This is a genomic window from Bacillus mycoides, from assembly GCF_001757995.1.
Classification (GTDB): domain Bacteria; phylum Bacillota; class Bacilli; order Bacillales; family Bacillaceae_G; genus Bacillus_A; species Bacillus_A mycoides_B.
In genome coordinates this window covers 23,370-48,279 of the sequence record NZ_LXLV01000021.1, presented here as the reverse complement: position 1 = coordinate 48,279, position 24,910 = coordinate 23,370, and the positions used below count along the sequence as shown (strand labels likewise).

The window sequence follows — 24,910 nt, the reverse complement described above, 5'->3', positions numbered from 1 at the left end:
GAGTATATTTATTTTTATAACTATAAACGGTTCCCAAAACGACTCAACCACCGAGCTCCGATAGAATATCGAATCTCGATGGCTGCTTAGTCTTTTTAATATTGTCTACTTGACAGGGATAAGACCACTATTTATTTCAGGCAGTCTCACTTTTTATTTCTTTAAATCAATTACAATATCATCTAATACAATATCTTTACTCTTCGCTTCTTTTTTCGGCACTTCAATTTTCTTCTCTTTTCCATTCACATACTCCACTCCACCATGATTTTCAGGTGTATGCACTCGCAAGTGCACGTGAGGTGTAACGATAAGCTTTGTTGCATTTTCGTTCAACTTTTGGAAGGTAGCACTCCAACTACTTTTATGTGGCTCTGCTACTGTACTACTTCCGCCATTTCCTTCACCTGCATATCGATTTCCTAAATCATCTTTTATTTCTAATTCCACATCTGCACTATCCCATATACTTCTTAATGCCTTAGACTCTTCCTGATTGAAAAAAACGATAAATGACATAGGGGTTACTTCCATTTTGTCTATATTTACTTTTATGCCTTCTTTCTCGGAAACACCATTAACCTTTACTTCCTTACTATCCATTGCCTTTAAACTAAGTGCGAAATTCCAATTTCCCTTAATTGAATTACCTTTATAATCCATCTCAATTGCTTCTATATCCCACCAAACGTTTGCAACATCTAACCTTTCATTCCTATGACCACTCATTGTAGTCATACCTACGTACTTTTTCTCTCCAACCTTTGTTACTTGAGAACTACCTCCCGCACCATTAAAGCCCATAACTTGCGGGCTTCCAAATAGGAACGGTTTCTCTCCTAAATCTTTATCACTCTCAATAGAATAAGTAATTGTGATTGTTCTACCATCGAACACAGCATCATTAATTGTGACCTTAACCCCATTACTCTCCCTCGTCATATTCAACTCAGTCGAAAACTCTTTATAATTTTCATATAGCCCTGTTCTACCATTATCTAAAAATCGGAATATATCCCCTACTATAGGCAGCCCTCCGGCGTATGTAGGAAATCCAATGCCTAGCGTTGCAACTGATAATCCTACTAAAATAGACGCAGCAGCGACACCTTTTTTCCAAGTTTTCATCTTTTTCTTCGTACGTATCGATTGTTTTAAATTACGTTTTACTTTTTCTTTTTCAATTTCAGAAGTCTCAATTTCCTTAAGTTCTTTTTCATCTATATCAATCTCATTTAATAGTTCATAAATGTCTTTCATATTACACTACCCCCAAAACTAATATTCGTAGCATTTTGTTGTAGTTTCTTTTTCCCACGATACACACGATTATCTATCGCTGCTCGAGTTAATCCTAATTTGTCTCCTATTTCTTCTGTCTTCATACCGAGGAGATATTTCATAATGAATACCTTTTGATCTAAAGGCTCCAATTGATTAATGAGATTCAATAATTCTTCCCTATCTTCCATAACGATTAATTCGTCTTCTGCCGATTTTTCAGTACTTATATGAAATTCATCTGAAATGATTTCTACTTTTTTATTTGCTTTTCGGTAATAGTCAATTGCTTTAAACTTAGCAATCGCCGCAATCCACTTTTTAAAATCATTTGGTTCTCCATGAAATTTATTTGCGTTATTCCAAATGGAAAGAAATATATCATTTACACATTCCTCTATCAACCCATCATTTTGAACCGGAAGAAGAACTTTATGCGTTATCCCCTTTATGAGTGGTAAGTATGTATCAACAACAAATTCTAGCGCATCTTCTTTTTGCCGCTGTAATCTTTTTATAAAATTTTTCTCATTTGATTTCATGTAGCGATTCCCCTTATTTTTTTGTAAAAGCTTTTACACCCTATATAACGTCCAGAAAAAAGTTTTCTCTCATCTTTTTTATTATTTTTTGTATGTAATGGAATACTCTTCCACATCTATTGTCTCATATAACTTTGAATTTGAAGAAAATTTTCTCAAGTCTACAGTTTAATTCATGTAGTACACTATTTATGTAGTCGTTCTTTAACTTGGTGTATATTTTATTTTGTTAATCTACTATTTTAAATTAGGAGATGAACTGTATATGTGTGGAATTACAGGCTGGGTAAATTGGAATAAAGATCTTTCTACTGAACATGTTATTTTAGAAAAGATGGCGAATAGTATTCAGCATCGCGGTCCGGATGCTGAAGGATTTTGGTTTTCACCTCGCGCGGCTTTTGCACACCGTCGATTAATCGTAATTGATCCTAAAGGTGGCACACAGCCAAAAACATTCCGTGCTGGTGATTATACGTATGCTCTTACCTATAATGGTGAAATTTATAATTTCCGTGAGCTTAGAGAATTACTTCAAAAACAAGGTCATACATTTGAAACACACTCAGACACAGAAGTGCTACTACATGCTTATTTAGAATGGCGAGAAGATTGCGTACAACATTTAAATGGAATTTTCGCTTTTGCTATATGGGATGATCAGAAGCAACAATTATTTTTAGCACGAGATCATTTAGGGGTAAAACCACTCTTTTATACAGAAAGAAATAACAGCATTATTTTCGGTTCTGAAATAAAAGCCCTATTAGCTCACCCATCTGTTCCTGCTGAACTTGATACGGATGGAATAAATGAAATATTTGGATTAGGATTATTTCGAACTCCAGGTTGTGGCGTCTTTAAACATATTCAAGAAGTTCGCGCTGGACATTCTATAACATTCACACGTGATAAAAAAGTAGTTAAGAAGTATTGGAATTTAGAAAGTAAGATCCATACAGATTCTGTTGATGATACATCTTCACACATTTTATCTATTTTACAAGATACAGTAAAAAGACAATTAATTGCCGACGTTACCCTCGTTTGTATGTTATCAGGCGGATTAGATTCTAGTGGTATTACTGCACTGGCAGGTAAAGAATTTGCAGAGGAACACAAAACACTTCATACGTATTCAATTGATTTTGTAAACAGCGCTAAAGATTTCGAACTTACATTTGCTCGCACTGGTCTAGATGCCCCTTGGGTAAAACGTGTTTCTGAGCACGTAGGGACGTCGCATCATGACATTATTGTCAATGCAGAAGAATTAGCAAATCACTTATTTGTTCCCCTTCATGCAAGAGATTTACCGAGTGCTGGTGAAATGGAAACTTCACTATATTTACTATTTTGCGAAATGAAAAAAGATGCAACCGTGGCTTTATCTGGCGAATCTGCTGATGAAGTATTCGGGGGATATCCTTGGTTTCATCAAGAAGAACTATTATATGTAGATAAGTTTCCGTGGTTAACAAACTGGAAAAACACATCTTCTCTATTATTAAATGACGTAACGACTCAATGTAATCCTGAGCATTATATTAATAAACGATTCCACGAGGCTGCTCTTGAAGTACCTACTCTTGAAGGTGAAAGTAAAAAAGAAGCGAAACAACGTCAAATGTTTTATTTATTTTTAACACGATTCCTTCCCTTCTTACTCGACCGTAAAGATCGTATGAGTATGGCTGTAGGTTTTGAAGTTCGTGTACCGTTTTGTGATTATAGACTAGTTGAATATTTATGGAACGTTCCTTTCAACATAAAAAGTATTGATAATATTGAAAAAGGTATTTTACGTAGAGCACTGAAACCTGCTTTACCTGATGACGTACGAAATAGAAGAAAAAGTGCTTATCCAACTTCACAAGATCCACACTACTTACAAACAATCCGTAATTTAACACTTGATATGTGCAGTAATAAAAACAATCCTGTTTTCTCACTTATTAACCATTCCATATTACTTGCAATTGCTGATCAAAGTAATAAAGTGGTTAACAATTTTGAAGCAAGAAGTGCTATGGAGTATATGCTACAAGTAAATGAATGGTTAAAAACGTATCATATTCATATCGCTTAACAAAAAAGAGTTCAAGGACAAAAACCCTTGAACTCCCTTTCATTTATTAATTGGCACATTGTCTATCTTCAGTATCGATGGACCATCCAATAATAGTGGCACAATCTCTACCTTTCCACTGAAGTACATTTGTTAATACAGGCTCAATCTGTAAACAAGTTCCGTCGTGTAATATTTCTACTAAAGATTGATCATCGTCAAACTTTCGTTTATCACATTCTAAAATACCATCCGTTGCCATTACAATGTGATTCTGACCTTTTTCTAATCCCCTTATCCCTGATGTAAAGCAAGGTGTATTCGCTGCAAAAATATTTTTTCTTCCTATATATTCATAGTTCTTACGCTTATTTAGCCTACCTTTTCCATTTTTCGTTTGCTCTGAATGGAATAAATACGCGAAGCAATCACCAACTGATAGCCAATATAAGAACTCGCCTTTTCGTAAACAAATTAAACATGCAAGTTCCTCATCATCTTGGTCACATTTCTCGATAAATAACTCATCTGTAAATAACGCTAATAAATACATATGTGTATGATGAAATGCTAAATGGATTGGGTATGAAAATAACTCTTTTAGTTTTTCTTCTCTTTCTGAAATCGCTTCTATTATATAATGTATATTTTTCGTTTTATGATGTGTATCAAAAATCATAACAAATTCAAATTCTAATTTCGGATCCCACCAAGCTAGCACTGCATCTCCTCTTTCATATGCATCACTCTCTTGATTTCCTCCATATACGCCGACTGAAAGAGGACCACATTTTTCAACATGTATTTGATCTACATACATCTTTTCATGACTAATCCATTTAAATGTATTCACAGCTATCATCCTCTCTCTTGCTAAATGTATACCTTTACACATAGATTACCTTATATTTCAATAAAAATAAACTTTTTCAACATTTATTATGAAAATAACAGGATTTTAATTCTTACAAAACGAATATATCTTATAATACGATATAAAAAACAGGAGGATTTATTTTATGAAAGACATTAATCCACATTGGGAGACAATTTACTACCACTTGCGCTATGAATATGAAGACAATCTTACTCATCAAGCAATTCGTATTTTACAAATCACTTCCCGGGAGAAAGATATAACAATTGGAAAAATTGCTTCTGAACTTGGTTTATCTCATAACACAGCGTCCGAACATGTAAAACGCCTTATTCAAAAAGGATTTATCATTAAAGAAAGAAATAAACAAGATGAAAGAGTTGTGAACCTTACATTAACGACAGAAGGAATTGAAGCATTAGAAAAACATACTTTGCTAGATAAAGAAAAGATACAAATATTAGAATCACAGTTATCAAAAGAAGAGCAACACCTAATAGAAAAAGCCTTTTCGTTATTAGCTAAGGAGGCAAAATATGCATTTCCTCGTTAAAGTTATCGTTTCGGCACTTATTATCGGCGTTATTACTGAAGTCGCTAAACATTATAGTACGATAGGCGGCTTTATTGCTGCCCTTCCTCTTGTAAGTTTACTTAGTCTATTTTGGATTTCTTTCGAAGGTGGTAACAAACAAGAATTGAGTCAATTTGCTTTAGGCGTATTATATGGATTTCCTGCATCAGCACTACTATTATTTATCGTCTATATTGGTTTAAAAAATTCATTTGCACTTAGTACATCTGTCCTACTCGGTATAGGTGTTTGGTGTATCGTTTTTGCTTGTCAAAAATTATTTCAAGCTTAGGGGGAATTATTATTCATAAATTTGTAGAGATATTGGGACAAAATGTAGAAGTATATATGAGAGGTAGTAGTAAACAAACTGTAGTCATTCAAACAGGAATGGGATGCTCATTTTATGATTGGCTTCCTATTATCGAAAAACTTTCACAAAACTATACAGTCATTTCATACCATCGCCCAGGTTACGGAGAAAGTGAGCTTGGAACTAATCGACGTACAACAATGCAAGTTGTAAAAGAACTACATATGTTACTACATAAACTAGATATTTATGAGTCAATCATTTTAATCGGTCATTCCTATGGAGGTTTATGCGCACAACATTTTGCAATATTACATGAAGATAGGCTGCAAGCACTTCTTTTAGTTGATTCTACTTCCATGAACTTACACCGATTAGATGAACTGCATTTACCGGTTTCTGATCAAACTGATTCTGATGATATGTGGCTACAAAAATATCATACCTACTCCAACATGGATGCAGAAGTACTTTATAATGAACTAAAATCTATGTTCGTCAACACAACAAAACAGCATATCAAATTTTCTACATCTCCTTCATTATATAAAGCGATAGCTTCTGAACTGTCCGAGTGGAAAAATTGTGCTCGCTCAATAAAAAAACAACATAAAACATTAGAAATACCATTAATCGTTATCGGTAGAGATCCTCAATATTCTATTGCCCAATTGATTGAGGGCGGTATGCCAAAAGAAGAAGCTATACAACTTGAAGATATGTGGCAAGAACTTATTCGTGAACAATTAAATCTCTCAATAAACAGCCAGTATATTTTGGCTGAAGATGCCGGCCACAGTATAGAAAATGATCGCCCAGATACTATCATTGAAGCCATTCACTCATTGTAAATAAAAAAAGGAAGCAACTAAAGCTGCTTCCTTACTTATCTATTCATAATCTTCTTCGTCATCATCAACTTCTTCATAATACGAACTCCCATTGCTTACATATATAGGACCATTCGCAACATCAATACGTAGTACCCATGCCCATGGCACAGCTAAACGTTTATGTATTGCTCTCCAAAAATTCATTGATTTTCTTTCGTACTCCTGGAACTCCTGAAGTAACTCTTTATAGGAGGAACCGTCTAACTGAATATTTGCTTCTAATAAACGAGAATGGGCATAGTACTGTAACTCTAGTTCAGCAGCAATCTCCATTTCTTCTTCCGTTGCCATACCTATAATTGCTCCATCTGCTGGTGCGATTTCATATACGTTGTGAACTTCAATAAGCCCTTCTTTCTCTTTCTCAAACATGTAAACAGCCTCCTTTAACCAATATTTTTTATGTTACAAAGTCATACTTCTACAATACCTTCTCTCTTTCCTCTTTTTTTGATAAACTTTTACAAATTATTAATCTGGTAACCTGTTTTCTCTATTCTTTCAGCAGAAATGAAACGATTATTATCAAAAGCTAATTTATACACATCAGGCATATGAAGGGTTTTCCAAAACTGAAAATCATATTTCGAATCAAAATAATTCATAAGTAAAACCATAATATTCCCATGAGTACCTATTACAATATTCTTCCCTTTATATTTTCCCAATATATTTTGCATACATAATACAGCACGCCTTTGCGCTACATCATTTGATTCCCCACCTTCGTATGCAAAAGTCCAGTCTTCCCACACTTTCTGAATAGCATCGTTAAAATCTGTTACTGGCTCTTTACTTAATAACCTTTCCCGTAAATCTTCTTCCAGTTGTATTGATAAATTATATGTATTCGCAATTCCTTGCACGGTTTGAATCGCCCTTTTATACGGACTAGAGATCACAACATCAATATGTTCCTCTTTTAATAAATGTATTACATTATCTGCATCAAAGTGTCCCTTGTCAGATAAGGGACGTTCCCTTTCTTCCTTTGTATATGTAGAGTGAGCGTGGCGAACGAAATATATTGTAGTCATTTGTTCCTCTTCCTTTCTTAGTTTCAATCTATATTCAATGGAGTAAATAGGAAATCCTGTATCAGTAATAGAAAAGGACGCTTTCAAATAAGCGCCCTTTGTTTACATAATAAAATTATTTCATTATAACTTTCTTCTGAATTCTTCATCTGTTATAACATCTCGAATAAAATAATCTATATTATTTCTAAGCTTTTGGTATGTAATTTGATTATCTATATCATTAAACATTATTACAACCTCAACCTTATTTCCCTTCTTATCTGTAGTATACAAACTTTTTGTCAATACGAATGCGGTAGAGCCACCTTTTTGACCAGCATATTCGAATTTACTATTTTGAACTGTTCCTTTAAAAACATTCTCCATTTCATCTTGCATTGATTTTGGAAAATAATTTCTACTATTTATCTTTTCCATTAAACTCAAATAATCTTTAGCATTTGCACTCACTAATCGATCTGACCAAATACGCTGGAATTCCATATCTATTTTTAATGGTATATCACGTTTCTTCCATTCACTTTCATTTTTCATCCATTCATGTATTTGTAACACATGTTTATTATATTCATCATTAGACATGTTACGTATCATTTCTAATGATTGATCCTCTGATACATGAAGCTCTTTTTCTGCATATCCTCTCATATATAGTGAAGCAGTATACGAAGAGAACTTATCATGACTAGTAAGCTCTAATTCTTTTATACTTTCATTTACTCTATCTATCCCAAGTTTCTCTAATAAATATGTTGTATTTGCATTAGAACTATAATGAATCATCCCTTTGGCAACTTCTTCTAAAGTGATTTGTTCATTTTTCACTAACTCTCTAACTTTGGCATCTTCTAACCATGCAGGATGCGCTCCACCATCAGTGTCTTTAACGTAGTATTTTTCTAGTTCTTTCAATGAAATTTGTTCATCGCGGCGGATTTTTCCTTCTGACACTTGTTTAGCAAACTCAACTGCTATTACGATTTTTGCCATACTTGCTAATGGTAATTTTTTATTTTCATTTACAGATGTTACTACTTCACCGTTTTTTCTAATAAGTAATGAACATGTTTCATCACCTTTATGTTCTTTTATGTAGTTTAATACGTAATCAGGATCTTCTTTTGACAAATAATATTTCATAACTGCAAAGAAAGCTATAACAACTACTATAATAACTCCCGCAATTATCCCTATAATTTTTAATATATTCACAATGTGCCTCCTCTAACAAATTGCCTTCTATATATTAATTATACCGAAATGAATTACAATTTTATACAAAACAGAATAACTCTTCCTAAAAAAGAAAAAGTTATTCTATTTCACATGAAGTTATTTGTCCATTTAACGTAACTACTATATTTGAATCATCAATCTGTTTATCACTTTTTAGACGATTTGATGTGGGCGGTCCAATTACAACTGATTCTTTAATTGGCGAAAGATCAATCGCTAGCTTCTCTGCACTTACACCGTAAGCAGCTTGAAATACTTCTGGAGGCGTTAATCTAAGTACGTCCGATCCTTCTGCTGTTTCAAACTGATCATTATTGAAGAATAAATGTAATTGTACTTCCTCTGTTACAGCTGTGATCCAGTGCCACCAACCCATTGGAATAAAGACAGTTTGCCCCGCTTTCAAATGATAATTTTGTAATTGATTCGTTTCAGGATTTAAAATAGATGTAACGGCTTCTCCAGAGACAACAACATCTAACTCCCAAGCATTCGGATGCCAATGTGGTTCTCGCATATGCCCCTTCGTCATAAACAAATCAACAAATGCTCCTCCAATCATCGCCGGTAACTGTGTTGACGTTACTTCATACGCAACATTTTTTTCATCTCTTTTAAAAAAGACATTTTTTCTTGAATCAAAGAAAAGATTTGGAGTTCCTGAGCTTTTCTTTAAATTTTTATTATCCGTAACATAACCTGAATTACTCATTTTATCCCTCTTTCCCGCTCCGAACATTCTGTACTTAACGATGTATCGTATGGGAAAAATAGATGATATGTGCCTATTCAGCACATAATAAAAAACATGCTTTCCTAAAGGGAGCATGTTTTGTGATATTCTTCACATTGTTTAGTTAAAAAATAAACGTTTACTTACCATGATGTAACATTAAATCACTAAGTTCTTCTTCAATGTGATTTAATTTCGCAACGCTTTCTTTCCATTTATGAATATAACGTGAAACCCCGACGAAAAATAAAACAATAATTGTAGAAAGAATAATACCATATACGATTGTTACAGTACTCATAGTTACACTTCCTTGTTTTTAGTTATGTTGTTATTAGTTATATTTTTATTATAAACCTTTTTTTTATAAAAAGCTTTGATTTCAACTTTTTGTAACAAAATTGATTTTTCTAACATTCCGTTCGAAAAAGGAAAAATTTTCACAAAATATACAAAACTTCACCATATGTACTATTACCATATGGGTTATATTATTTAATAGAATAAAGGGGATGATATACTATGACGACTTGGTTTATTGTACTGTTAGTTGTATTTGGGGCATTTAAAATTATCGTTTCTAGCCTTCCAAACTCTGTTATTGAATCCATTATTAGCCGATATGAAACACATCCGCAACTGGATGAAGAAAATGCTACTGTAACGATCAATGGAAATAGCTTAGAAGGCGATAAGAAAAGTAAAATTATTAATGATTTTAACGAAGGTTTATTTTTAAATCGCTATTATGCACCACCACATAATGAGGGCACTCCTTTAATTATAAATACAAAACGTGGCAAAAAAGATTTCATATTTTATATTTATAGTCATGAAGAGCATGTTGATGTTGTAAAACAACATAAAAAGAAGGTAGTTGCTTATAGTTTACGCTCTAAAAACCTTCAAAATAGTGATATGTTCGTGTCAGCTGATTTAGCTTAATACTCATATATTAGAAAAAGGAATCCAAATGTCTACGGATTCCTTTTTTCCTATACATGTTAAGTTAATTCTACACATTCCATTGAAAGTGAATATATATTTTCATACCCTGCTATGCTTAGCTTGTTCTGTAATCGATCCGTATCATCTTTCAGAGCGTGTACTAACACCGTATGTTCTGGTAATAATGGAATTCTAAAATAATTTCTTTTTTACTACAGAGCATCACTTCTTTTGCAGCAAAAAATTAAAAGGCTGTCGTTATACACGACAGCCTTTCAAACTATAACTCTATTTATTTTTCTTTGCCTCAATTTTTGCTTGTGCCTCTTCAGCCTTATCTAATCCTTCCGAAACTTTTTTCTCTTTTTCTTTCACTTCATCTATACTATCGACAGCTTTAATAAGTTTATCGATTCCTTCTTCTTCTACATTTCTACGCTTTGCCACTCTTTCATTCACTTTCTCTTCCACATCTTTTGCTTTTTGAAGCATATTCTCTGCATTTGATGTCACAGCTTTTTCAAGTGCATCGTCTTTTTTCTTTTGTAACACTTCATTTGCAATGTCTTTCGTTTCTAAATACTTACCATCTTTTAATGCTGTCGCACCGTGATCTAATAACTGAGCGACTTCTTTATATGCCTTCGCTTCATTTCCTGATTTCTCTTTTTCCGCTTTTTCAAACCACATAATCGCATCACTATATTTTTCATTTTTCAATGATTGCATACCTGTTTCAATATATGTGTCATAATTACTACATCCAGCCATTACGACTAACAGAAAAAGCATAATAAAACTTAATTTTTTCATGATGTTTTCTCCTTTTCTTTGCCTGCTCACTTTACTGTAACATACATGAAAAAGAGTTTCAAAAACTAAAATACTAATTTGGTCATTTTTATATTGTTAAAATTTTCTTTTAGACCGACACATCCACTTGTTTTTTCGCCATATGCTGCTTTACTCCAACTAATACAACTAACAATAATCCCCCGCCTAATGTCATCATAACAATGCTAGTCGGCAGCATATCTAATAATAATCCATATACAATCATACCGAGCGGCGCGATTGCAGTAGCAATTGTTTCAAGCAGGCCGAATACACGCCCTAAATAACTTGGATCCGTCGTCTTTTGCATATGTACTTGCATCGGGATATTTACAACCATCATTGATATACCCGTTAAAATCATAAAAGCGATATAGTAAATAAAACTTACCACTTTCGGAATGGTAACTAACAACGGAAAGACTGTACATAAACTCAAGCCCGCAAATAAAAACAGCCCAATATAAACAGAGCGAAACGGATTATTCACTTCTTTACGTACTGATAAAACAATCGCACCAATTAGCATCCCGACTGCTAACATTCCCTCTACAACACCGAGTTGCTTCGAGGATAAATGCAAATTTTGAACAATAATATATGGAAGTGAAACGAAAAGTGCACTCGCAAAAAAGTTTACCCATAGCCCTATTTTCATTAAACCATATATTTCATGCTGTCTTTTTATATATGAAAAACCTTCTTTTATACTCGTCAAGAAATGCTCTTTACTTTCAGCCATTTCTTTTTTATATAAATCAAATACGATAAATAATTGCACAATAACCGCTAAAAAGAATGTAATGCTATTTAACAGAAAGAACGACTTAATTGAAAAAAAACCAAATACAACTCCGCCAATAATTGGTGCTAAAATATTCGATAAAGATGCTGCCGTCTGGTTCAAAGCACTCGCTTTTTGAATACGCTCCTCATCTACTAAATTAGGAATAGACGAAGTTAATGCTACAGAATAAAAACTTGCACAAATTGATAATAATGCCGCTGATACATAAATAAACAGAAGTGATGGTCCAAATATAGTAGTAAGAATAAACATAATAAGCATCGTTAAACTACTTAATAAATCTGTGCCAATGACAAGCCATTTTCGATTGACGCGGTCAGCTACAGCACCTGCAATTGGTCCACAGATCATTCTTGGTATTGATCCGCAAATAAGAGTAGTTGCAAACCCCATTCCTGAACCAGTTGTCTTTAATACGTATAACCCCATTGCAAACGTATAAATACCCGCCCCTAACAAGGACGTCATCTTTCCAATCATCATTAAAATAATATTTCTCGTTGCAATCTTCATTTTCCAATCATTTTGACCTATACTTACATCCCCCATTATGACACTCTCCCCTTAAAAGTTAAATTGTGTTAAACTTATTATATATACAACTTTCCAATTTTTACAACAGAAAAGTTTAATTGTATTTAACTTTTTGATTATAAAGGAGCATATGATGGCTACTCTCGGCGAAAAAATTAAAACGTTACGAAAAGAAAAAAAGCTTACTCAAACTGAATTAGCAGGTTCAGAACTGACAAAAAGTATGCTAAGTCAAATTGAAAATGCAAAAGCTACACCTTCCATGAAAACATTACAATATATCGCTGATAAACTTGGATGCGAAACGAGTTTTTTACTAGAAGAAGATGATGTGGAAATGATAGAACTCATTCAACAAATGGAACAACTAATAAAAGCAAATAAGTGCGATGAAGTATATGAGACTTTACTACCTATCGTTCAAAAAGAGCTACCTCCCACTTTAAATACCGCTCGTTTATATAAACAATTTGTAACAGCTGCAGCAATTATGAAAGATTACAATATTGAATATTACGTTGAAAAGGCTACTTCTATTTTTGAAAAATATACGTTATATCGAGACAGTACGGAAACAAAATTAAAATTATCCTTTACGATATTCACACGTAAAAAATATGCTGAATGTTTACAACTTATAGCTAGTATCCGAAATGACTATGAAGTGAAACATTTAGAAATGGATCTCATTATACATATCCAGTTATGTTTATATGAAGCAATTATTTTACTCGCATGTGGCGATTATAAAAAATGTGAAAGAGTCATTTTAGATGCACTTGCATTTTCAAAAAAACATCAAGTGTATTATAAAACAGATGAATTTTACCGCATATTATCTTATCAAAAAATCATTACGGCTGATAAAGAACAATATTTACACTACATAAAAAAATCTGAGCAATTTGCCATTTTTACAGAAGATACTTTATCCGCTGCGATTATTGATATTTTAAAAGCTTACTACTACAACACAATTACTAATGAATATACAATTGCATTAGAACATCTAGAACAATTTCGAGAAAAACTAAAAGATGAGCCACTTTTTCAAGACGACGGATTGTATTATCTTGAAAAAGGAAAAGCTTTATACGGCTTAAAACAATACGAGGAAGCTTTAAAAACATTACAACGTGCTATCATGCCAGATTATATGAATCATCCACTTGATCAATCATGGTTATTAACAGCTGGATCTTATCGTGCTCTTTGCTATATAGAACTTCAAGATAAAAAAGCTGCCCTGAAAGAAGCAAAAGAAGCAGTTCAAGCGATAGATGGCTATCCTGATTCCATCTTCTCTTCATTTATTAAAGAAACATTACAAATAATACAAAAACTTTAAGAATGTCTCGAAATGGTATATTATTCCTCCTTTTTAGCAAAGATAATAATAATGGGAGGAATATAAATGAATATACAACGCGCAAAAGAGCTTTCAGAGTCATCAGAAGAAGCCAATGTCAGTTTTCAAGGCATGCCTGTTATGATTCAACACGTTGACGAAAACAACGAAACCGCCCGCATATATGAAGTAACAAATCCAAGACGCGAATTAACAGTTCCGGTTAATAGCTTAGAGGAAATATAAGAAACGCCACTTCAATTTTTTGAAGTGGCGTTTCTCTTAGTTCTATTTAAGTATCATCATTCCTATTTTCTCTTTAGTAATCCATACAAACCGATACAAATTACAATGAAACCTACTACTCCACAAGCCAGTTTTATAAATATATCTCTTGTTTCATAACTGCTAACTTCTACTACACTCTTTTTGAGGTGTTCCATTTCATTTCGGTCACTTTCTACTCGCTCCCCATACACTAACAAACGATATTTACTTGATGTATATGGCTCACATGTAAGTAGTGTAACTTTGTCTTTTCCTTTTATTACATTTAATTTGTCAACTTGATTTGGATTAATGATTTCACGGCCAATTACTTTATACACTTGCTGCTTTCCAAGCACATTTACGTAAAATATGTCACCATCACTTAATCGATCAAGGTGGCGAAACATCGTCGCTCCGTGATACCCACGATGTCCTGCCAATACAGTATGTGTATCTTTCCCGCCAATTGGTAAAGAAGTCCCTTCAATTTGTCCTACCCCTCTACTTAAGTTTTCTTGACTTGCACCTAAGTAAATTGGCAACTCCTCATTTATTTTTGGAATTGAAATTGTACCAAATATCTCGTCTTTATTTATAAAATTTAACTGTTCGTTACTTATTTTAGCATCATGAACAAATGGATCATTCATTTTAAAAGTAGTTTTCTCTAACGATTTATTATATGCTTCCAACTTACGAAATTTCTCATTAACATCTTCTGCTTTTAAATCATCGACCATTTTTTCATAACTTATGACCCGTGTTTTATATACATAATGGTTGAAATAATTAGCAACCGTTGGATACAAAAATAATGAAAGCCCTGCGAGGAACAGTAACAAACTTATAAATCCCCTTCTCACACACTCACCACACAATACATACTATTTTCTCTTTTTCATATAAACAATTAGAAGAACAATACAAATAATAACGATAGGTATAATAATCATCCACTCTTCTATCATGAAAGATTTTGTAATCATCTCTTTTTCTCCCTCACTAAATGGAACACGGTGTCCTCTCACTAGTAACCGATGTGTATTCACTCCATAAGGGGTACACGTAATTAATGTTGCATAATCTTCTCCTTGTACTACTAATAAATCGTCCGTCTCATTTGGTAATACAACTTTTATTTGATCTACCCTATAGGCAAGAATTTTATCTAGCGAATGAATATAAAATATATCGTTCTTTTCGATTTTATCTAAATGAGTAAACATAAGTGCTGAAGGTAAACCACGATGTCCCGTTAAAACTATATGTGTATTTTCTCCACCTACTGGTAATGAAGACTCGTTCAGTTGTCCAATTCCGCGGCTTAACACTTCTTCCGATGTTCCTTGATAGATTGGAAGATTCACATCAATTTTCGGAATTTCTACATACCTCATCACGTCACCCATATTTAACATATCTACATGAGAAGTTTTATTCTCGTCACTCTTTTCATGGAATGGATCTGAAAATATTTGTGTCGTCCGTTGAACTTTTTCATTATACTCCTGTGCGTCTTTCTCTCTACGTTCAATTTCTTCTTTTTGTAAATTACTTACCATTTCATCGTACGTACTTACTTCTGAGTAATGTGTCTTCGTTGCAAGCCAATTACTTACAGTTGGATATAAAAATATACTTAAACCTAACAAAAAAATAGCTCCAAAAATAATATTTCGTTTCATAGCATCCTCTTTCACTACGGATAAAATGTGGAAAAGAGGAAGGCCTAATGCCTTTCCTCTTTTCCAAACTCAATTATTATAATATCAATTAAGAATTCTTCACAGGTTTCTTTCTAAAGAAAATAAACGCTGCTGTCACCATTAATAAAAGACCAACTACTGTGAAGAAAATTGTTCCCATACCACCTGTTGCTGGGATAATCCAGCCACTCTTATTATTCTCAACTTGTAAATCTATTGTTTGATGTTTTGCATCAATTTTAATATCAATCGGATCTCTTAATTTTTGATATTGTTCTACTGCTCCATCTTTATCTTTATACTCTGGTGCTACTGTTTCAACAATTTGATATTCACCGTACGGGATTTCATTCCATGCAATGATACCATCTGCATTAGTTACATCATCCATTTTTTTCTTGTTTACGGTTATAACATTCCCTTGTTTATCTCGTAATTCGAACCTTGCACCTTCTAATTTCAGAGACTTTTCCTCACCATCAACTTTTACAATTTTAATATTCCCCATTGTCGGTGTAACCACTACTTCATTAGATGGCTTTCCATCTTTTTCTGATGAAACATCTTCTTTGTTTACAAAATCAAGTACTGCTTTGTTCGGAATTTCTACTCCAGATTGAACATCACTTTTAATTTTTGCAGTAATCTGTAAGTGTAATTCTTTCCCTGTTACTTTCGAAAAATCTTCAATTGAAGTAATCACCTTTTGTCCAGCTACAACTACATTAACAATACTCTCATCAACCTTTTTCCCATCAATCATTACAATCGGTGTACCAACAATCTCTAAACGATCATCTAAAACATCAGTTACAACATAATTTTTATACGTTTGAATATCTTCTGGAAGCAATGTTTTAATATCATACGTATAATTCGTTTCTCGATTTATTCCGGCATTTTTTGAACTGTCATTAATCGTTTTTTCAATTGTAGGTTCTTTATAGTTCTTTACATCTTTTTCTAACTTAACTAGTTTACCAGTTTCTCTAATAGAAAAAGGGTGTTCTTCTTTACTTGTTATATAACCTTTTGGAGCCTTATGCTCTTTAAAGAAATAATCTCCATATTCTAAAGAATCAACTCGAAGTTTACCATCTGTACCTGTTACTAATGGCTTTGGTGTTTTCACTTCTGTACTTGTTCCATCTGTATTTTTCTTAAATAAATGGAACTCTGCCCCTTCTAATACTTTATCCCCCGCACCTTTTTTCGTAAATTCGACTGAACCACGCTTCGTTTCATTCTTTGGATAAATATGAACATCATAAATTAATTCTTTACCATCCATACTTGTCATCGGAAGATCTACAATAAAAGCGCTCGTATCTAATTCAATATGTTCTGGACCTTTAACGGCTTTTACTTCATATCGCCCTAATGGAAGATTTTGAAAGACTGCTTCCCCCTTTTCGTCTGTCACTTTTGTAATAGCACTCTCTTTAACTTCACTAATATTTTCTTTTACCACTTTTCCATCATTTGTTTGTTCAAATGATGCAATTCGTTTAACTTCAAGTGTTACACCTTCTAAAGGTTTTGCATCCTTACCTTGCTCATACTTATGGATCGTTAAAGAACCTGTACTTTTTGATTCAGCACTAACCGTCATATTAATTAATGTTGAAAAAGCTAACATACATATTAAAAACAAGCTAATAATCTTTTTCATTGTTGTCCACTCCCCCTATTGTGTCTATTGCTTTCGTTAATAAAAATTCTATTTTTCATTGTTTTTCTTTCTAATAAAGAAGAACATTGTAACAAACATCAATATTCCACCAATTACATAAAAAATAATTGTTCCTATGCCACCCGTTTCTGGGATAACCCATTCATTTTTATTATTTTCTATTCTTATTTTCTGTGTATGTACGTCGTTGGTTACATTAATTTCAATTGGATTTTTCATAAGCATGTATCCTATTGGTGCTTGCACTTCTTTTAATGTATATGTTCCAACTATTAATGGACTAGAAATCGCCATACCATTTTTATCTGTTGTTAATTTAGCTACTACACTTCCATTTTTATTTATCACTTCAAATACTGCGCCTTCTAATTTGAGATTTTCATCTTTCGCATCTACTTTCTCAATCTCAATTCCCCCTAATGACGGCGGTACTACGAATGCCTCATTTGATACGACTTTCTTATGGTCAAACAATAAATCTGCTTTATTGGGTATGCCACCTTTTGTAGTATATCTCTCTATATCTTCTACACTTAAGTTAGCATCCAATTTGGATTTAATATGCATCGTATACGTTTGATTTGCAAGATAACTATAATTGCCTTCTCGCTTCGGTAACTCGATTTTCACTTTCTTTACTCGCTCATCGATTTCCGGAATGACTTTTATTTCTTCACCATCACTACTTACAAGTCGTACTTGTAAAAGCGTTAAACTATCTTCTACATCGTCTTGTAATACTATTTTTTCAAGATTCTCTACATCATTACCAAAATCATAGTTTACATGCCACGTAAACTCTTCACCTTCACTTTGTAAAGTTGCCTTTTCTACCTCTTTTTCATCTGTATCAGAAATCGTCTTTGTTACCTTTGGGTCCTTCGCTTCCACTTTCGTTTTTACATTCGGTTTTTCTTGTGGTAAATCTTCACCGTCAGGTGTTTTTCCTTCCACAACCGCTATATTTTCAACCTCTTTCGTTTTTAACGATTCTTGCGTAACTTTTGCCTTAAAAGTAACAATTCTTTCTTTCGTATCACTTACATCACCAAAGTTTACCTTCACCATGTTTTGTTCATAAGATCCTGCATCTTCATCCGTTGCATCTGTTACCGGTTGTCCATCTACTTTCATACTGCCTTCAACATATTGTAATCCTATTGGAAGTGTATCTGTAAGACGCATGTTTTTTACAAGTCCATGTTCCACTTTGTTACGAACTGTAATCTTGTATTCTATCTCATCATTTACATGCACTTTACCATCAACTACGCCAACCACTTCTTTATCGCTCTCTAGTTGTCCATACAACGGATCGACTACTACTTCAACCTCTGGCATCTCTTTTTCTGGCAAACTAGGTGTTTCAACTACCGCTACGTTTTTTATTTTCTTATTTACCATTTCTAGATTTACAACTACTTCAAATGTAATTGTCTTTTCTTCATTACCTTTAAGGTCACCAATATACGCATAAATATTTTTTTCTTTTATATGTGCACTATCATCACCTTCCTCATCAGTTTGGTCCTTTCCATTTACCTTCAATGTATTTGGAACATATTCTACACCTTCAGGAAGTTGATCAGTTATTTTGACAGATTTTAAAATAGAATCTTGCACACTATTTTTTGCTATAATTGTATATTCTAGTTTATCCCCTACTTTAAGAGTTCCACCATTTATATCTTTCGCTAGCTTTTCTGTTTGCAACTTGCCTTTCCGTTTTAATTCCGGTTTTACTTTCACTACTACTTTATTAGAATCATTGGCTTCGATCTTACTTCCTGTTAACTCATCAATCCCTTGAACAACAGCGATATTTGGAATTTCACTTTCTATCTTCTCTCCCTTTACTTTTGCTTTAAATTCCACAATCGTTTCAAGAGTTTTATCAGTATAAATTCCGCCTTTTGTTGCACTTGCCCCTTCACCAATTCTCATCGATAACTTTCTCGTCTTCGCATCATAATCAATTAAATCATCCTTCTCTTGATCTGTTTGATTTTCTGCATTCGGACCAGAAATAATTTTCGCTGAACCGGGCACATATTCTAAACGAGGATCTAGCACATCCTCAACCCTCGTATCAACCGCACTCGAATTCGGCTCAATATTTTTTACTTTTAATCGATATACGACTTCTTCATCTGGTTCGTACTTTTCTTTTACATTAACTACTGATTTCTCGATATCAAGCTCTGGTGCTGTTGCATTTACTGCAAAGGCTAATGTGTTTAATACGTAGTCATCACCAGATGTAGCAGCTTTCAAACGTATTTCATTTTGTTCTGGTTTAATATATCCTGCTGGTAACTTAATTAAATCTGCATCAATCCCCAAATTATTTTTATAATCTGGATTGAATGTACCAGGATATTTATCACGCATATGTTCCTCATATTCAGAAATAGTGGAATTAAATATATTACCTGTTGGATTCAGCTTATCAGTAACTTCCTTCCAAGTATTATCTGTATGGACAAAAAGTTTATCACCTTTCCAATATCTATCACCTTGAACAGCGAAAACAGAAACTTTTGGATCTAAATCTCCAACTTTTGATGCAATAAAGTTTTTCACAGTAAACTCTTTCTCACCGGATCCAGTAGCTCTTTTCAGTCCACCATCATAAACAGTAAATGCTTTTCTTGTTTTTGACTTATCTTTCGTAATAACTAGCATGTACCAACCAGCAAAAGAATAATACCCCGAACTATATGCAAGCTTTGTATTCGGATACGGAATATTCGCTACAGTATAGCTCCCTCCTTTTGAATTAGACGACTTCAAAAGTTGTGTAACATCTGCATAATTGGAATAATAAGTGCCATCAATACCGAAACCATAAAGTAAGCCACTTCCATAGTACGTAAAACTTGGTGATACTTGAAAACTATCTCCTACTGGAGTAGTAAACTTAACTGGCGCTACATACTGCTGTTGCGTTAATTCGTAACGTGTTGAACTCCAATATAGTCCAGCCCATTCAATTTCAGCATCTTCTGGAACAGGAATGTATGCCTTAGATGAATTTGTAGTTGTCGGATCATCATCTACATCAATTAATTCACGAACATAACCATTTGGTGTTGTCCCGTAAATATATGCTATATCCGAGTACAATACCGTATTCTTCTGAGCTTCAGTAGCTTTAATACCTAAATTCACATTTCCAGTAGAATACATATCACCTTTATGAATAGATTGATAAGTCGGTGAATCAAACCCTTCTGCATCTGTAACTGCTGCCTTTACCGTATCAATTGGACTTAATAACTATAATTGGGATAATAATAAAAATAAACTCGTAACAACTATAAGTACATTTAATACTTTCTTATTTTTTTTCATCCTGCTGTACAGTAAGCTCACCTCCTTACTTACAATTTTTAATATATTTTTCTAATATATTTTCCTAATATACTTTATATCTATTATTCTAATATACATATTACTTTTTGTTAACAAATTTTCTTATTTTTTCTATTTTTATACATCTTTATATGTAATTTCAGTAATATAAAAATTGTTATATTATTGAAATTATAATCAAGTAAAAAATATATGTTGGATTAAAATTCACGACCTAAATAAAGAAAAATAGCCTCGTGCTTCTTTTCTTTTTATTACATGCTAAAATTAAATTATGAACTGATTTTAAAGGGGGAAACTGTATGGAGAATACTCCACAAAAAACTAGTCCTTATTATGCAGTTATTTTTACTTCTAAACTATCAAATGACACAACAGACTATAGTACAGTTGCCGAAAAGATGGAGGAACTTGCAAAACAGCAACCTGGATTTATAGGTGTAGAAAGCTCACGTGATTCATCTGGCCTGGGAATTACAATTTCTTATTGGGAATCACTTGAAGCAATTGAAAACTGGAAAATGAACTCCTTACATATAGGCGCGAAAAATAGAGGACGCGAACAATGGTATGAAAACTTTCATCTACGAATTTGCCTTGTAGAAAAAGAATATACGTTTCAAAGAGAGACCTTGTAACTATGAAGAAAAAATTAGCTCTCGTTTCTGTTCATGAAATATACGGTGTGAACGATCATATGCATCATGTTATTGACCACTTCACTACATCTCATATAGATGTATTCTGTCCTAACCTTCTACAATTACAAAGTGCATTTCATTATAGTGATGAAGAAAAAGCATACCAACATTTTATGAATCAAATTGGATTTGATAATGGAAAAAAACAAATTGAAGAATTCGTTACTAATCTTTCCAATAGTTACACACATATCGGACTTATCGGTTTTAGCGTTGGAGCGACCATTGCCTGGCTCTGTAGTAACAATCCTAGAATAGATTTTATTATTGGTTGTTACAGTTCTCGTATACGCGATTATGTTCACATGAAACCTACGTGTGCTACATTACTGATTTTCCCTGAAAAAGAAGTTAGTTTTTCAGTATCCTCCTTAACGAAAACATTACAGCAACAAGATAATCCTTTATTAGAAATAAAACAACTACAAGGTGAACATGGATTTTTAAATCCATACACTGAAAAATATAACAAGGAATCTACAAAGCAAGCATACAAAATAATAGATTCGTTTCTTGTGAAGACAATTTTATAAAGGAGCTTCAGATGTCACTAACATTACTATTACTCATTTTCATAATAATTCCCTTTCTTTCAGCATTAGCTCTCATTTTTATAAACGTTAAAAAAGGGACATTCTTAAAACGTCCCTACTTACAATCATTCATCGTATGCACTTTGTTTTTTGCTAATTGGATATTATATTTAACAAATTTTTATTCATTACTACCTGAGAAAGTTAGTCGATTTATGTTTCTACCTATCTGGTTTTTCCTTTGCGTTTTAGGCTTTATCGTTTTCGCACGCGAATGGAAGAACAATCGTATTTTTTCCATATCTATCGGTTTCCTTTCCTTTATTAGTTTTCTATTTGGGTTATTGTTGTTAGTTCTTTCAGGAATGTAAAAGAAAAGGAAGAAAAGCATGACATCAACTTTTCTTCCTTCTATTTTTACCTTTAGATTTCACTGTCACTGATTCACAAGGTGTGTAATAAATTTGAGGTGTCGCCTTATCCACAAACATCATAAACGTAATGAAGCCGATAATAAAGAAAATAAATAACGTTAATAAAATTGCTCCTATCGTTAAAAGTATCATAACACCACCCCTATATATTTCATGTTATTACACCTTTCGCTATTATATGAGCTGAATCCTTTTTAGAAAAATAAACGTAACAAAATAATTACAATGACTCCTGTTAATACTGTTCCTAATAAACTACGAGTATATATCGCTACGAAAAATGTCGGAATTGCCGCAATGATATAATCCCACTGCACTGTCTCATGCATAAATAATACTTGCGCTAACAGTGCTGCTAATATCGCAATCGGTATGTAATTTAACCATTTTAAGCCCCAATCTGGAATTTGCAATTTGCTAAATACGAGAAGAGGTAATATACGAGGCACAAGTGTAACTGCTCCTGCTGCTAGTAAAAGTAATAATACGTCTAATCTCATTTCCATTTCTCAATCACCACTCCAATCGTCGCAGCTAACAGCGTTGCGATAATAACTGCTATGCTATCTGGCATAAACAAGTGTGAAACGTATGCAATAATAATAGCTACAATCGCAACAGTAAGATGAATTGCTAGTTTCGGTTTACTACTTATCAGCTGGAGAACAAATAATCCAATAAACATTGCTGGTAAGGCATAATCCATCCCATACGTATGAGGATCTGGTATCCATTCACCAAAGAGTCCGCCAATAATTGTAGCGATAATCCAATTTAAATATGCTGTTACGTTTAGTCCTAGCATCCACCTTTCACCTAAATAACCTTTTTGCGCTGCGTGCTGCACTGCAACGCCGAAAGTTTCATCTGTAATTTGCGAACCAATTATTAAGTTTTTAAATAGAGGAATTTTCGTGAAGTAGGGTGCAAGCGCAGCGCTCATTAAAAGGTGCCGTAGATTAACAAAAAATACGGTAAAAATGATTGCCGAAGCAGGAGCACCAGCTGCGTACATACCTGCTAATATAAATTGAGCAGAACCTGCATAAATTAAAGTGGACATAAAGGCAATTTCTATAATGGAAAAACCAGCTGTTTTTGCAATAACACCCGCGGCTATACCAATGCTCAAATATCCAAATACAGTTGGTAAACAATCCTTTACACCTTGTTGAAATGTATCATCGCTCTGCAATGTCATATGTGCCTGAGCTTTATTCACCTTTCTCTCCCTCCATTTCTTCCATACTACGTTTTCCTGTTACGACATGAACTAAATCTATATTTTCGCGCCATAACGTATCTAATTTATCAGCTCCAAATTCTTTCGTAATCTCTTCCACCATAATGTCGTGCCGCACATACTCTGTAGCAACGAGAACTAAAGCCGGGTCATACGTTGTAACAGCCCATGAAGTACTATCATTTGAGAAATTAGCAATTAATACTTCTTCTCCATCACGCGCGATTACGGTTAAATGACCACCCATTCTCTTTTCAACAACGTGAGGCGTCATATAGTTATGATGAAACGTCGTTCCTATTTTTGTTTCTGGGGCACCAAATAAGATTGAAAATATATGTACTCCTTCCGCTTCCTTTTTATGAATAAGCGGTTCAATTTCATGTACTTGATCTTCCCATACAGAAATCCATAACTCTTCCTTTGCTCTATTAATTATATTGCATATTTCTTTTAAAACACGATCATTTGAGCGAATATGCGAAATTACATCTATTTGTCGTTCTTGTTCTAAACAATTCAATTTTTGATCTAAAAATTCAAAGGATCTTTCAAAATCTTTTCGCATTCGATCCATTAATTCAGTAGCTGCTACAGGTACGTATTTCACTGGTTCAGAAGGAACTAAATGCACTGCGCCTTTATCCATCAGCTTGCCAAGTACCTCATAAATCATCGAACGTGGTACTCCTGTTTGTTTACTAACTTCATAACCTGTTGCTGGATAATGTTTTAATAGGCCAATATACGCCTTACATTCATATTGGGAAAAACCTAGCTTTTGCAATTCCTTAATAATCTCATCCATCGGCAATCCCTCACAATCTATATAGCTCTATTCTCAAAACGATGATCTCACTTTACATTAGTAGTTATTGTTATACCTACTAATATAAAAAAGAAGTCTCTATAAGTCAATTGATAAT

The 24,910-nt window shown here is 33.5% G+C and carries 28 protein-coding genes and 1 pseudogene; 11 read left to right on the top strand and 18 right to left on the bottom strand.

Annotation, left to right across the window (positions count from 1 at the left end; translation table 11 throughout):
* Nucleotides 1-6 precede the first annotated feature (6 nt).
* Nucleotides 7-90 carry a hypothetical protein gene (locus tag BWGOE10_RS33940; protein ID WP_415858225.1) on the top strand — a complete coding sequence of 28 codons (84 nt, stop codon included), beginning with the start codon at nucleotides 7-9 and terminating at the stop codon, nucleotides 88-90.
* A gap of 63 nt (nucleotides 91-153) precedes the next feature.
* Here BWGOE10_RS33940 and BWGOE10_RS08215 read toward each other — a convergent pair whose 3' ends face one another.
* Together BWGOE10_RS08215 and BWGOE10_RS08210 are read right to left on the bottom strand one after the other, a co-directional pair.
* Nucleotides 154-1,260: a DUF4179 domain-containing protein gene (locus tag BWGOE10_RS08215; protein ID WP_070141644.1), complete on the bottom strand. Its 1,107-nt coding sequence runs from the start codon at nucleotides 1,258-1,260 to the stop codon at nucleotides 154-156.
* Nucleotides 1,257-1,823, bottom strand: coding sequence for a sigma-70 family RNA polymerase sigma factor (locus BWGOE10_RS08210; protein WP_070141643.1), 567 nt, complete (start codon nucleotides 1,821-1,823; stop codon nucleotides 1,257-1,259). Before BWGOE10_RS08210 ends, BWGOE10_RS08215 begins: the two co-directional genes overlap by 4 nt.
* Nucleotides 1,824-2,088: 265 nt before the next feature.
* On the opposite strand from BWGOE10_RS08210, the gene asnB reads away from it, so the two are divergent.
* Complete coding sequence (gene asnB, locus BWGOE10_RS08205; protein WP_070141642.1) at nucleotides 2,089-3,912, top strand: asparagine synthase (glutamine-hydrolyzing); 1,824 nt, start codon at nucleotides 2,089-2,091, stop codon at nucleotides 3,910-3,912.
* A gap of 46 nt (nucleotides 3,913-3,958) precedes the next feature.
* Here the strand turns inward: asnB and BWGOE10_RS08200 are convergent, their stop codons facing one another.
* The gene (locus BWGOE10_RS08200; RefSeq protein WP_070141641.1) at nucleotides 3,959-4,786 is read right to left on the bottom strand and encodes a protein phosphatase 2C domain-containing protein; all 828 of its coding nucleotides are present in this window, start codon (nucleotides 4,784-4,786) and stop codon (nucleotides 3,959-3,961) included.
* Nucleotides 4,787-4,910: 124 nt separating this feature from the next.
* On the opposite strand from BWGOE10_RS08200, the gene BWGOE10_RS08195 reads away from it, so the two are divergent.
* Genes BWGOE10_RS08195 through BWGOE10_RS08185 form a run of 3 tightly spaced genes read left to right on the top strand, consistent with a single transcriptional unit; the run spans nucleotide 4,911 to nucleotide 6,506 of the window.
* Nucleotides 4,911-5,321, top strand: a complete 411-nt coding sequence (locus tag BWGOE10_RS08195; RefSeq protein WP_070141640.1) for a MarR family winged helix-turn-helix transcriptional regulator — start codon at nucleotides 4,911-4,913, stop codon at nucleotides 5,319-5,321.
* The gene (locus BWGOE10_RS08190; protein WP_070141639.1) at nucleotides 5,305-5,634 is read left to right on the top strand and encodes a DUF3147 family protein; all 330 of its coding nucleotides are present in this window, start codon (nucleotides 5,305-5,307) and stop codon (nucleotides 5,632-5,634) included. Before BWGOE10_RS08195 ends, BWGOE10_RS08190 begins: the two co-directional genes overlap by 17 nt.
* Nucleotides 5,595-6,506: an alpha/beta fold hydrolase gene (locus tag BWGOE10_RS08185; RefSeq protein WP_070141638.1), complete on the top strand. Its 912-nt coding sequence runs from the start codon at nucleotides 5,595-5,597 to the stop codon at nucleotides 6,504-6,506. Before BWGOE10_RS08190 ends, BWGOE10_RS08185 begins: the two co-directional genes overlap by 40 nt.
* Nucleotides 6,507-6,545: 39 nt before the next feature.
* On the opposite strand, the gene BWGOE10_RS08180 is transcribed toward BWGOE10_RS08185, so the two are convergent.
* The 5 genes from BWGOE10_RS08180 to BWGOE10_RS08160 all read right to left on the bottom strand — a co-directional run bounded on the left by BWGOE10_RS08180 (nucleotide 6,546) and on the right by BWGOE10_RS08160 (nucleotide 9,858).
* Nucleotides 6,546-6,920 (bottom strand): hypothetical protein, encoded by a 375-nt coding sequence (locus BWGOE10_RS08180; RefSeq protein ID WP_000461761.1) that lies wholly within the window; start codon nucleotides 6,918-6,920, stop codon nucleotides 6,546-6,548.
* A gap of 89 nt (nucleotides 6,921-7,009) precedes the next feature.
* The gene (locus tag BWGOE10_RS08175) at nucleotides 7,010-7,585 is read right to left on the bottom strand and encodes a histidine phosphatase family protein (RefSeq protein ID WP_070141648.1); all 576 of its coding nucleotides are present in this window, start codon (nucleotides 7,583-7,585) and stop codon (nucleotides 7,010-7,012) included.
* A 123-nt stretch (nucleotides 7,586-7,708) separates the two neighbouring features.
* On the bottom strand, nucleotides 7,709-8,800 hold the full coding sequence (locus BWGOE10_RS08170) for a serine hydrolase (RefSeq protein WP_070141637.1): 1,092 nt from the start codon (nucleotides 8,798-8,800) through the stop codon (nucleotides 7,709-7,711).
* Between the two features lie 100 nt (nucleotides 8,801-8,900).
* Complete coding sequence (locus BWGOE10_RS08165) at nucleotides 8,901-9,536, bottom strand: cupin domain-containing protein (RefSeq protein WP_070141636.1); 636 nt, start codon at nucleotides 9,534-9,536, stop codon at nucleotides 8,901-8,903.
* Nucleotides 9,537-9,696: 160 nt separating this feature from the next.
* Nucleotides 9,697-9,858 carry a peptidase gene (locus tag BWGOE10_RS08160; RefSeq protein ID WP_070141635.1) on the bottom strand — a complete coding sequence of 54 codons (162 nt, stop codon included), beginning with the start codon at nucleotides 9,856-9,858 and terminating at the stop codon, nucleotides 9,697-9,699.
* A gap of 221 nt (nucleotides 9,859-10,079) precedes the next feature.
* Between BWGOE10_RS08160 and BWGOE10_RS08155 the strand changes: the two genes are divergently transcribed.
* Nucleotides 10,080-10,502 carry a YfmQ family protein gene (locus BWGOE10_RS08155; protein WP_070141634.1) on the top strand — a complete coding sequence of 141 codons (423 nt, stop codon included), beginning with the start codon at nucleotides 10,080-10,082 and terminating at the stop codon, nucleotides 10,500-10,502.
* Between the two features lie 291 nt (nucleotides 10,503-10,793).
* Here BWGOE10_RS08155 and BWGOE10_RS08150 read toward each other — a convergent pair whose 3' ends face one another.
* A complete protein-coding gene (locus tag BWGOE10_RS08150) occupies nucleotides 10,794-11,318 on the bottom strand; it encodes a DUF4398 domain-containing protein (RefSeq protein WP_070141633.1) in 525 nt (174 codons plus the stop codon).
* A gap of 109 nt (nucleotides 11,319-11,427) precedes the next feature.
* Entirely contained in the window at nucleotides 11,428-12,696 is a 1,269-nt protein-coding gene (locus BWGOE10_RS08145) for an MFS transporter (RefSeq protein WP_070141632.1), read from the bottom strand.
* Between the two features lie 118 nt (nucleotides 12,697-12,814).
* Here BWGOE10_RS08145 and BWGOE10_RS08140 point away from each other — a divergent pair, with 118 nt between their 5' ends.
* Nucleotides 12,815-14,029 (top strand): helix-turn-helix domain-containing protein, encoded by a 1,215-nt coding sequence (locus BWGOE10_RS08140; protein WP_070141631.1) that lies wholly within the window; start codon nucleotides 12,815-12,817, stop codon nucleotides 14,027-14,029.
* A gap of 66 nt (nucleotides 14,030-14,095) precedes the next feature.
* Nucleotides 14,096-14,275 (top strand): H-type small acid-soluble spore protein, encoded by a 180-nt coding sequence (locus BWGOE10_RS08135; RefSeq protein WP_002064678.1) that lies wholly within the window; start codon nucleotides 14,096-14,098, stop codon nucleotides 14,273-14,275.
* A gap of 62 nt (nucleotides 14,276-14,337) precedes the next feature.
* Here BWGOE10_RS08135 and BWGOE10_RS08130 read toward each other — a convergent pair whose 3' ends face one another.
* From BWGOE10_RS08130 to BWGOE10_RS08115, 4 genes and pseudogenes are all read right to left on the bottom strand, one after another.
* Nucleotides 14,338-15,162 carry a class C sortase gene (locus tag BWGOE10_RS08130; protein WP_070141630.1) on the bottom strand — a complete coding sequence of 275 codons (825 nt, stop codon included), beginning with the start codon at nucleotides 15,160-15,162 and terminating at the stop codon, nucleotides 14,338-14,340.
* 21 nt (nucleotides 15,163-15,183) lie between these two features.
* A complete protein-coding gene (locus tag BWGOE10_RS08125; protein ID WP_070141629.1) occupies nucleotides 15,184-15,984 on the bottom strand; it encodes a class C sortase in 801 nt (266 codons plus the stop codon).
* An 88-nt stretch (nucleotides 15,985-16,072) separates the two neighbouring features.
* Nucleotides 16,073-17,677 carry a SpaH/EbpB family LPXTG-anchored major pilin gene (locus BWGOE10_RS08120; protein WP_070141628.1) on the bottom strand — a complete coding sequence of 535 codons (1,605 nt, stop codon included), beginning with the start codon at nucleotides 17,675-17,677 and terminating at the stop codon, nucleotides 16,073-16,075.
* 48 nt (nucleotides 17,678-17,725) lie between these two features.
* A pseudogene (locus BWGOE10_RS08115) lies at nucleotides 17,726-21,052 on the bottom strand (isopeptide-forming domain-containing fimbrial protein).
* A 323-nt stretch (nucleotides 21,053-21,375) separates the two neighbouring features.
* Here BWGOE10_RS08115 and BWGOE10_RS08110 point away from each other — a divergent pair.
* Genes BWGOE10_RS08110 through BWGOE10_RS29660 form a run of 3 tightly spaced genes read left to right on the top strand, consistent with a single transcriptional unit; the run spans nucleotide 21,376 to nucleotide 22,678 of the window.
* Nucleotides 21,376-21,711 (top strand): antibiotic biosynthesis monooxygenase family protein, encoded by a 336-nt coding sequence (locus BWGOE10_RS08110; RefSeq protein WP_070141627.1) that lies wholly within the window; start codon nucleotides 21,376-21,378, stop codon nucleotides 21,709-21,711.
* 2 nt (nucleotides 21,712-21,713) lie between these two features.
* Entirely contained in the window at nucleotides 21,714-22,307 is a 594-nt protein-coding gene (locus BWGOE10_RS08105; RefSeq protein ID WP_070141626.1) for a dienelactone hydrolase family protein, read from the top strand.
* An 11-nt stretch (nucleotides 22,308-22,318) separates the two neighbouring features.
* A complete protein-coding gene (locus BWGOE10_RS29660; RefSeq protein WP_081338090.1) occupies nucleotides 22,319-22,678 on the top strand; it encodes a hypothetical protein in 360 nt (119 codons plus the stop codon).
* 24 nt (nucleotides 22,679-22,702) lie between these two features.
* On the opposite strand, the gene BWGOE10_RS08100 is transcribed toward BWGOE10_RS29660, so the two are convergent.
* The 4 genes from BWGOE10_RS08100 to BWGOE10_RS08085 form a co-directional block, all read right to left on the bottom strand.
* The gene (locus tag BWGOE10_RS08100) at nucleotides 22,703-22,873 is read right to left on the bottom strand and encodes a DUF3951 domain-containing protein (protein ID WP_000602235.1); all 171 of its coding nucleotides are present in this window, start codon (nucleotides 22,871-22,873) and stop codon (nucleotides 22,703-22,705) included.
* A 62-nt stretch (nucleotides 22,874-22,935) separates the two neighbouring features.
* Complete coding sequence (locus tag BWGOE10_RS08095) at nucleotides 22,936-23,247, bottom strand: AzlD domain-containing protein (protein ID WP_070141625.1); 312 nt, start codon at nucleotides 23,245-23,247, stop codon at nucleotides 22,936-22,938.
* Complete coding sequence (locus BWGOE10_RS08090; protein WP_410254622.1) at nucleotides 23,238-23,942, bottom strand: AzlC family ABC transporter permease; 705 nt, start codon at nucleotides 23,940-23,942, stop codon at nucleotides 23,238-23,240. Before BWGOE10_RS08090 ends, BWGOE10_RS08095 begins: the two co-directional genes overlap by 10 nt.
* 13 nt (nucleotides 23,943-23,955) lie before the next feature.
* Nucleotides 23,956-24,792 carry a TrmB family transcriptional regulator gene (locus tag BWGOE10_RS08085; protein ID WP_070141623.1) on the bottom strand — a complete coding sequence of 279 codons (837 nt, stop codon included), beginning with the start codon at nucleotides 24,790-24,792 and terminating at the stop codon, nucleotides 23,956-23,958.
* Between the last annotated feature and the right edge of the window lie 118 nt (nucleotides 24,793-24,910).

What these genes read in the sequence shown, in the direction of transcription:
- BWGOE10_RS08215 (WP_070141644.1), bottom strand. Translation starts at nt 1,260, where the DNA reads ATGAAAGACATTTATGAACTATTAAATGAGATTGATATAGATGAAAAA.
- BWGOE10_RS08210 (WP_070141643.1), bottom strand. Translation starts at nt 1,823, where the DNA reads ATGAAATCAAATGAGAAAAATTTTATAAAAAGATTACAGCGGCAAAAA.
- asnB (WP_070141642.1), top strand. Translation starts at nt 2,089, where the DNA reads ATGTGTGGAATTACAGGCTGGGTAAATTGGAATAAAGATCTTTCTACT.
- BWGOE10_RS08200 (WP_070141641.1), bottom strand. Translation starts at nt 4,786, where the DNA reads ATGTGTAAAGGTATACATTTAGCAAGAGAGAGGATGATAGCTGTGAAT.
- BWGOE10_RS08195 (WP_070141640.1), top strand. Translation starts at nt 4,911, where the DNA reads ATGAAAGACATTAATCCACATTGGGAGACAATTTACTACCACTTGCGC.
- BWGOE10_RS08190 (WP_070141639.1), top strand. Translation starts at nt 5,305, where the DNA reads ATGCATTTCCTCGTTAAAGTTATCGTTTCGGCACTTATTATCGGCGTT.
- BWGOE10_RS08180 (WP_000461761.1), bottom strand. Translation starts at nt 6,920, where the DNA reads ATGTTTGAGAAAGAGAAAGAAGGGCTTATTGAAGTTCACAACGTATAT.
- BWGOE10_RS08175 (WP_070141648.1), bottom strand. Translation starts at nt 7,585, where the DNA reads ATGACTACAATATATTTCGTTCGCCACGCTCACTCTACATATACAAAG.
- BWGOE10_RS08165 (WP_070141636.1), bottom strand. Translation starts at nt 9,536, where the DNA reads ATGAGTAATTCAGGTTATGTTACGGATAATAAAAATTTAAAGAAAAGC.
- BWGOE10_RS08160 (WP_070141635.1), bottom strand. Translation starts at nt 9,858, where the DNA reads ATGAGTACTGTAACAATCGTATATGGTATTATTCTTTCTACAATTATT.
- BWGOE10_RS08155 (WP_070141634.1), top strand. Translation starts at nt 10,080, where the DNA reads ATGACGACTTGGTTTATTGTACTGTTAGTTGTATTTGGGGCATTTAAA.
- BWGOE10_RS08150 (WP_070141633.1), bottom strand. Translation starts at nt 11,318, where the DNA reads ATGAAAAAATTAAGTTTTATTATGCTTTTTCTGTTAGTCGTAATGGCT.
- BWGOE10_RS08145 (WP_070141632.1), bottom strand. Translation starts at nt 12,696, where the DNA reads ATGGGGGATGTAAGTATAGGTCAAAATGATTGGAAAATGAAGATTGCA.
- BWGOE10_RS08140 (WP_070141631.1), top strand. Translation starts at nt 12,815, where the DNA reads ATGGCTACTCTCGGCGAAAAAATTAAAACGTTACGAAAAGAAAAAAAG.
- BWGOE10_RS08135 (WP_002064678.1), top strand. Translation starts at nt 14,096, where the DNA reads ATGAATATACAACGCGCAAAAGAGCTTTCAGAGTCATCAGAAGAAGCC.
- BWGOE10_RS08125 (WP_070141629.1), bottom strand. Translation starts at nt 15,984, where the DNA reads ATGAAACGAAATATTATTTTTGGAGCTATTTTTTTGTTAGGTTTAAGT.
- BWGOE10_RS08120 (WP_070141628.1), bottom strand. Translation starts at nt 17,677, where the DNA reads ATGAAAAAGATTATTAGCTTGTTTTTAATATGTATGTTAGCTTTTTCA.
- BWGOE10_RS08110 (WP_070141627.1), top strand. Translation starts at nt 21,376, where the DNA reads ATGGAGAATACTCCACAAAAAACTAGTCCTTATTATGCAGTTATTTTT.
- BWGOE10_RS08105 (WP_070141626.1), top strand. Translation starts at nt 21,714, where the DNA reads ATGAAGAAAAAATTAGCTCTCGTTTCTGTTCATGAAATATACGGTGTG.
- BWGOE10_RS29660 (WP_081338090.1), top strand. Translation starts at nt 22,319, where the DNA reads ATGTCACTAACATTACTATTACTCATTTTCATAATAATTCCCTTTCTT.
- BWGOE10_RS08100 (WP_000602235.1), bottom strand. Translation starts at nt 22,873, where the DNA reads ATGATACTTTTAACGATAGGAGCAATTTTATTAACGTTATTTATTTTC.
- BWGOE10_RS08095 (WP_070141625.1), bottom strand. Translation starts at nt 23,247, where the DNA reads ATGGAAATGAGATTAGACGTATTATTACTTTTACTAGCAGCAGGAGCA.
- BWGOE10_RS08090 (WP_410254622.1), bottom strand. Translation starts at nt 23,942, where the DNA reads ATGACATTGCAGAGCGATGATACATTTCAACAAGGTGTAAAGGATTGT.
- BWGOE10_RS08085 (WP_070141623.1), bottom strand. Translation starts at nt 24,792, where the DNA reads ATGGATGAGATTATTAAGGAATTGCAAAAGCTAGGTTTTTCCCAATAT.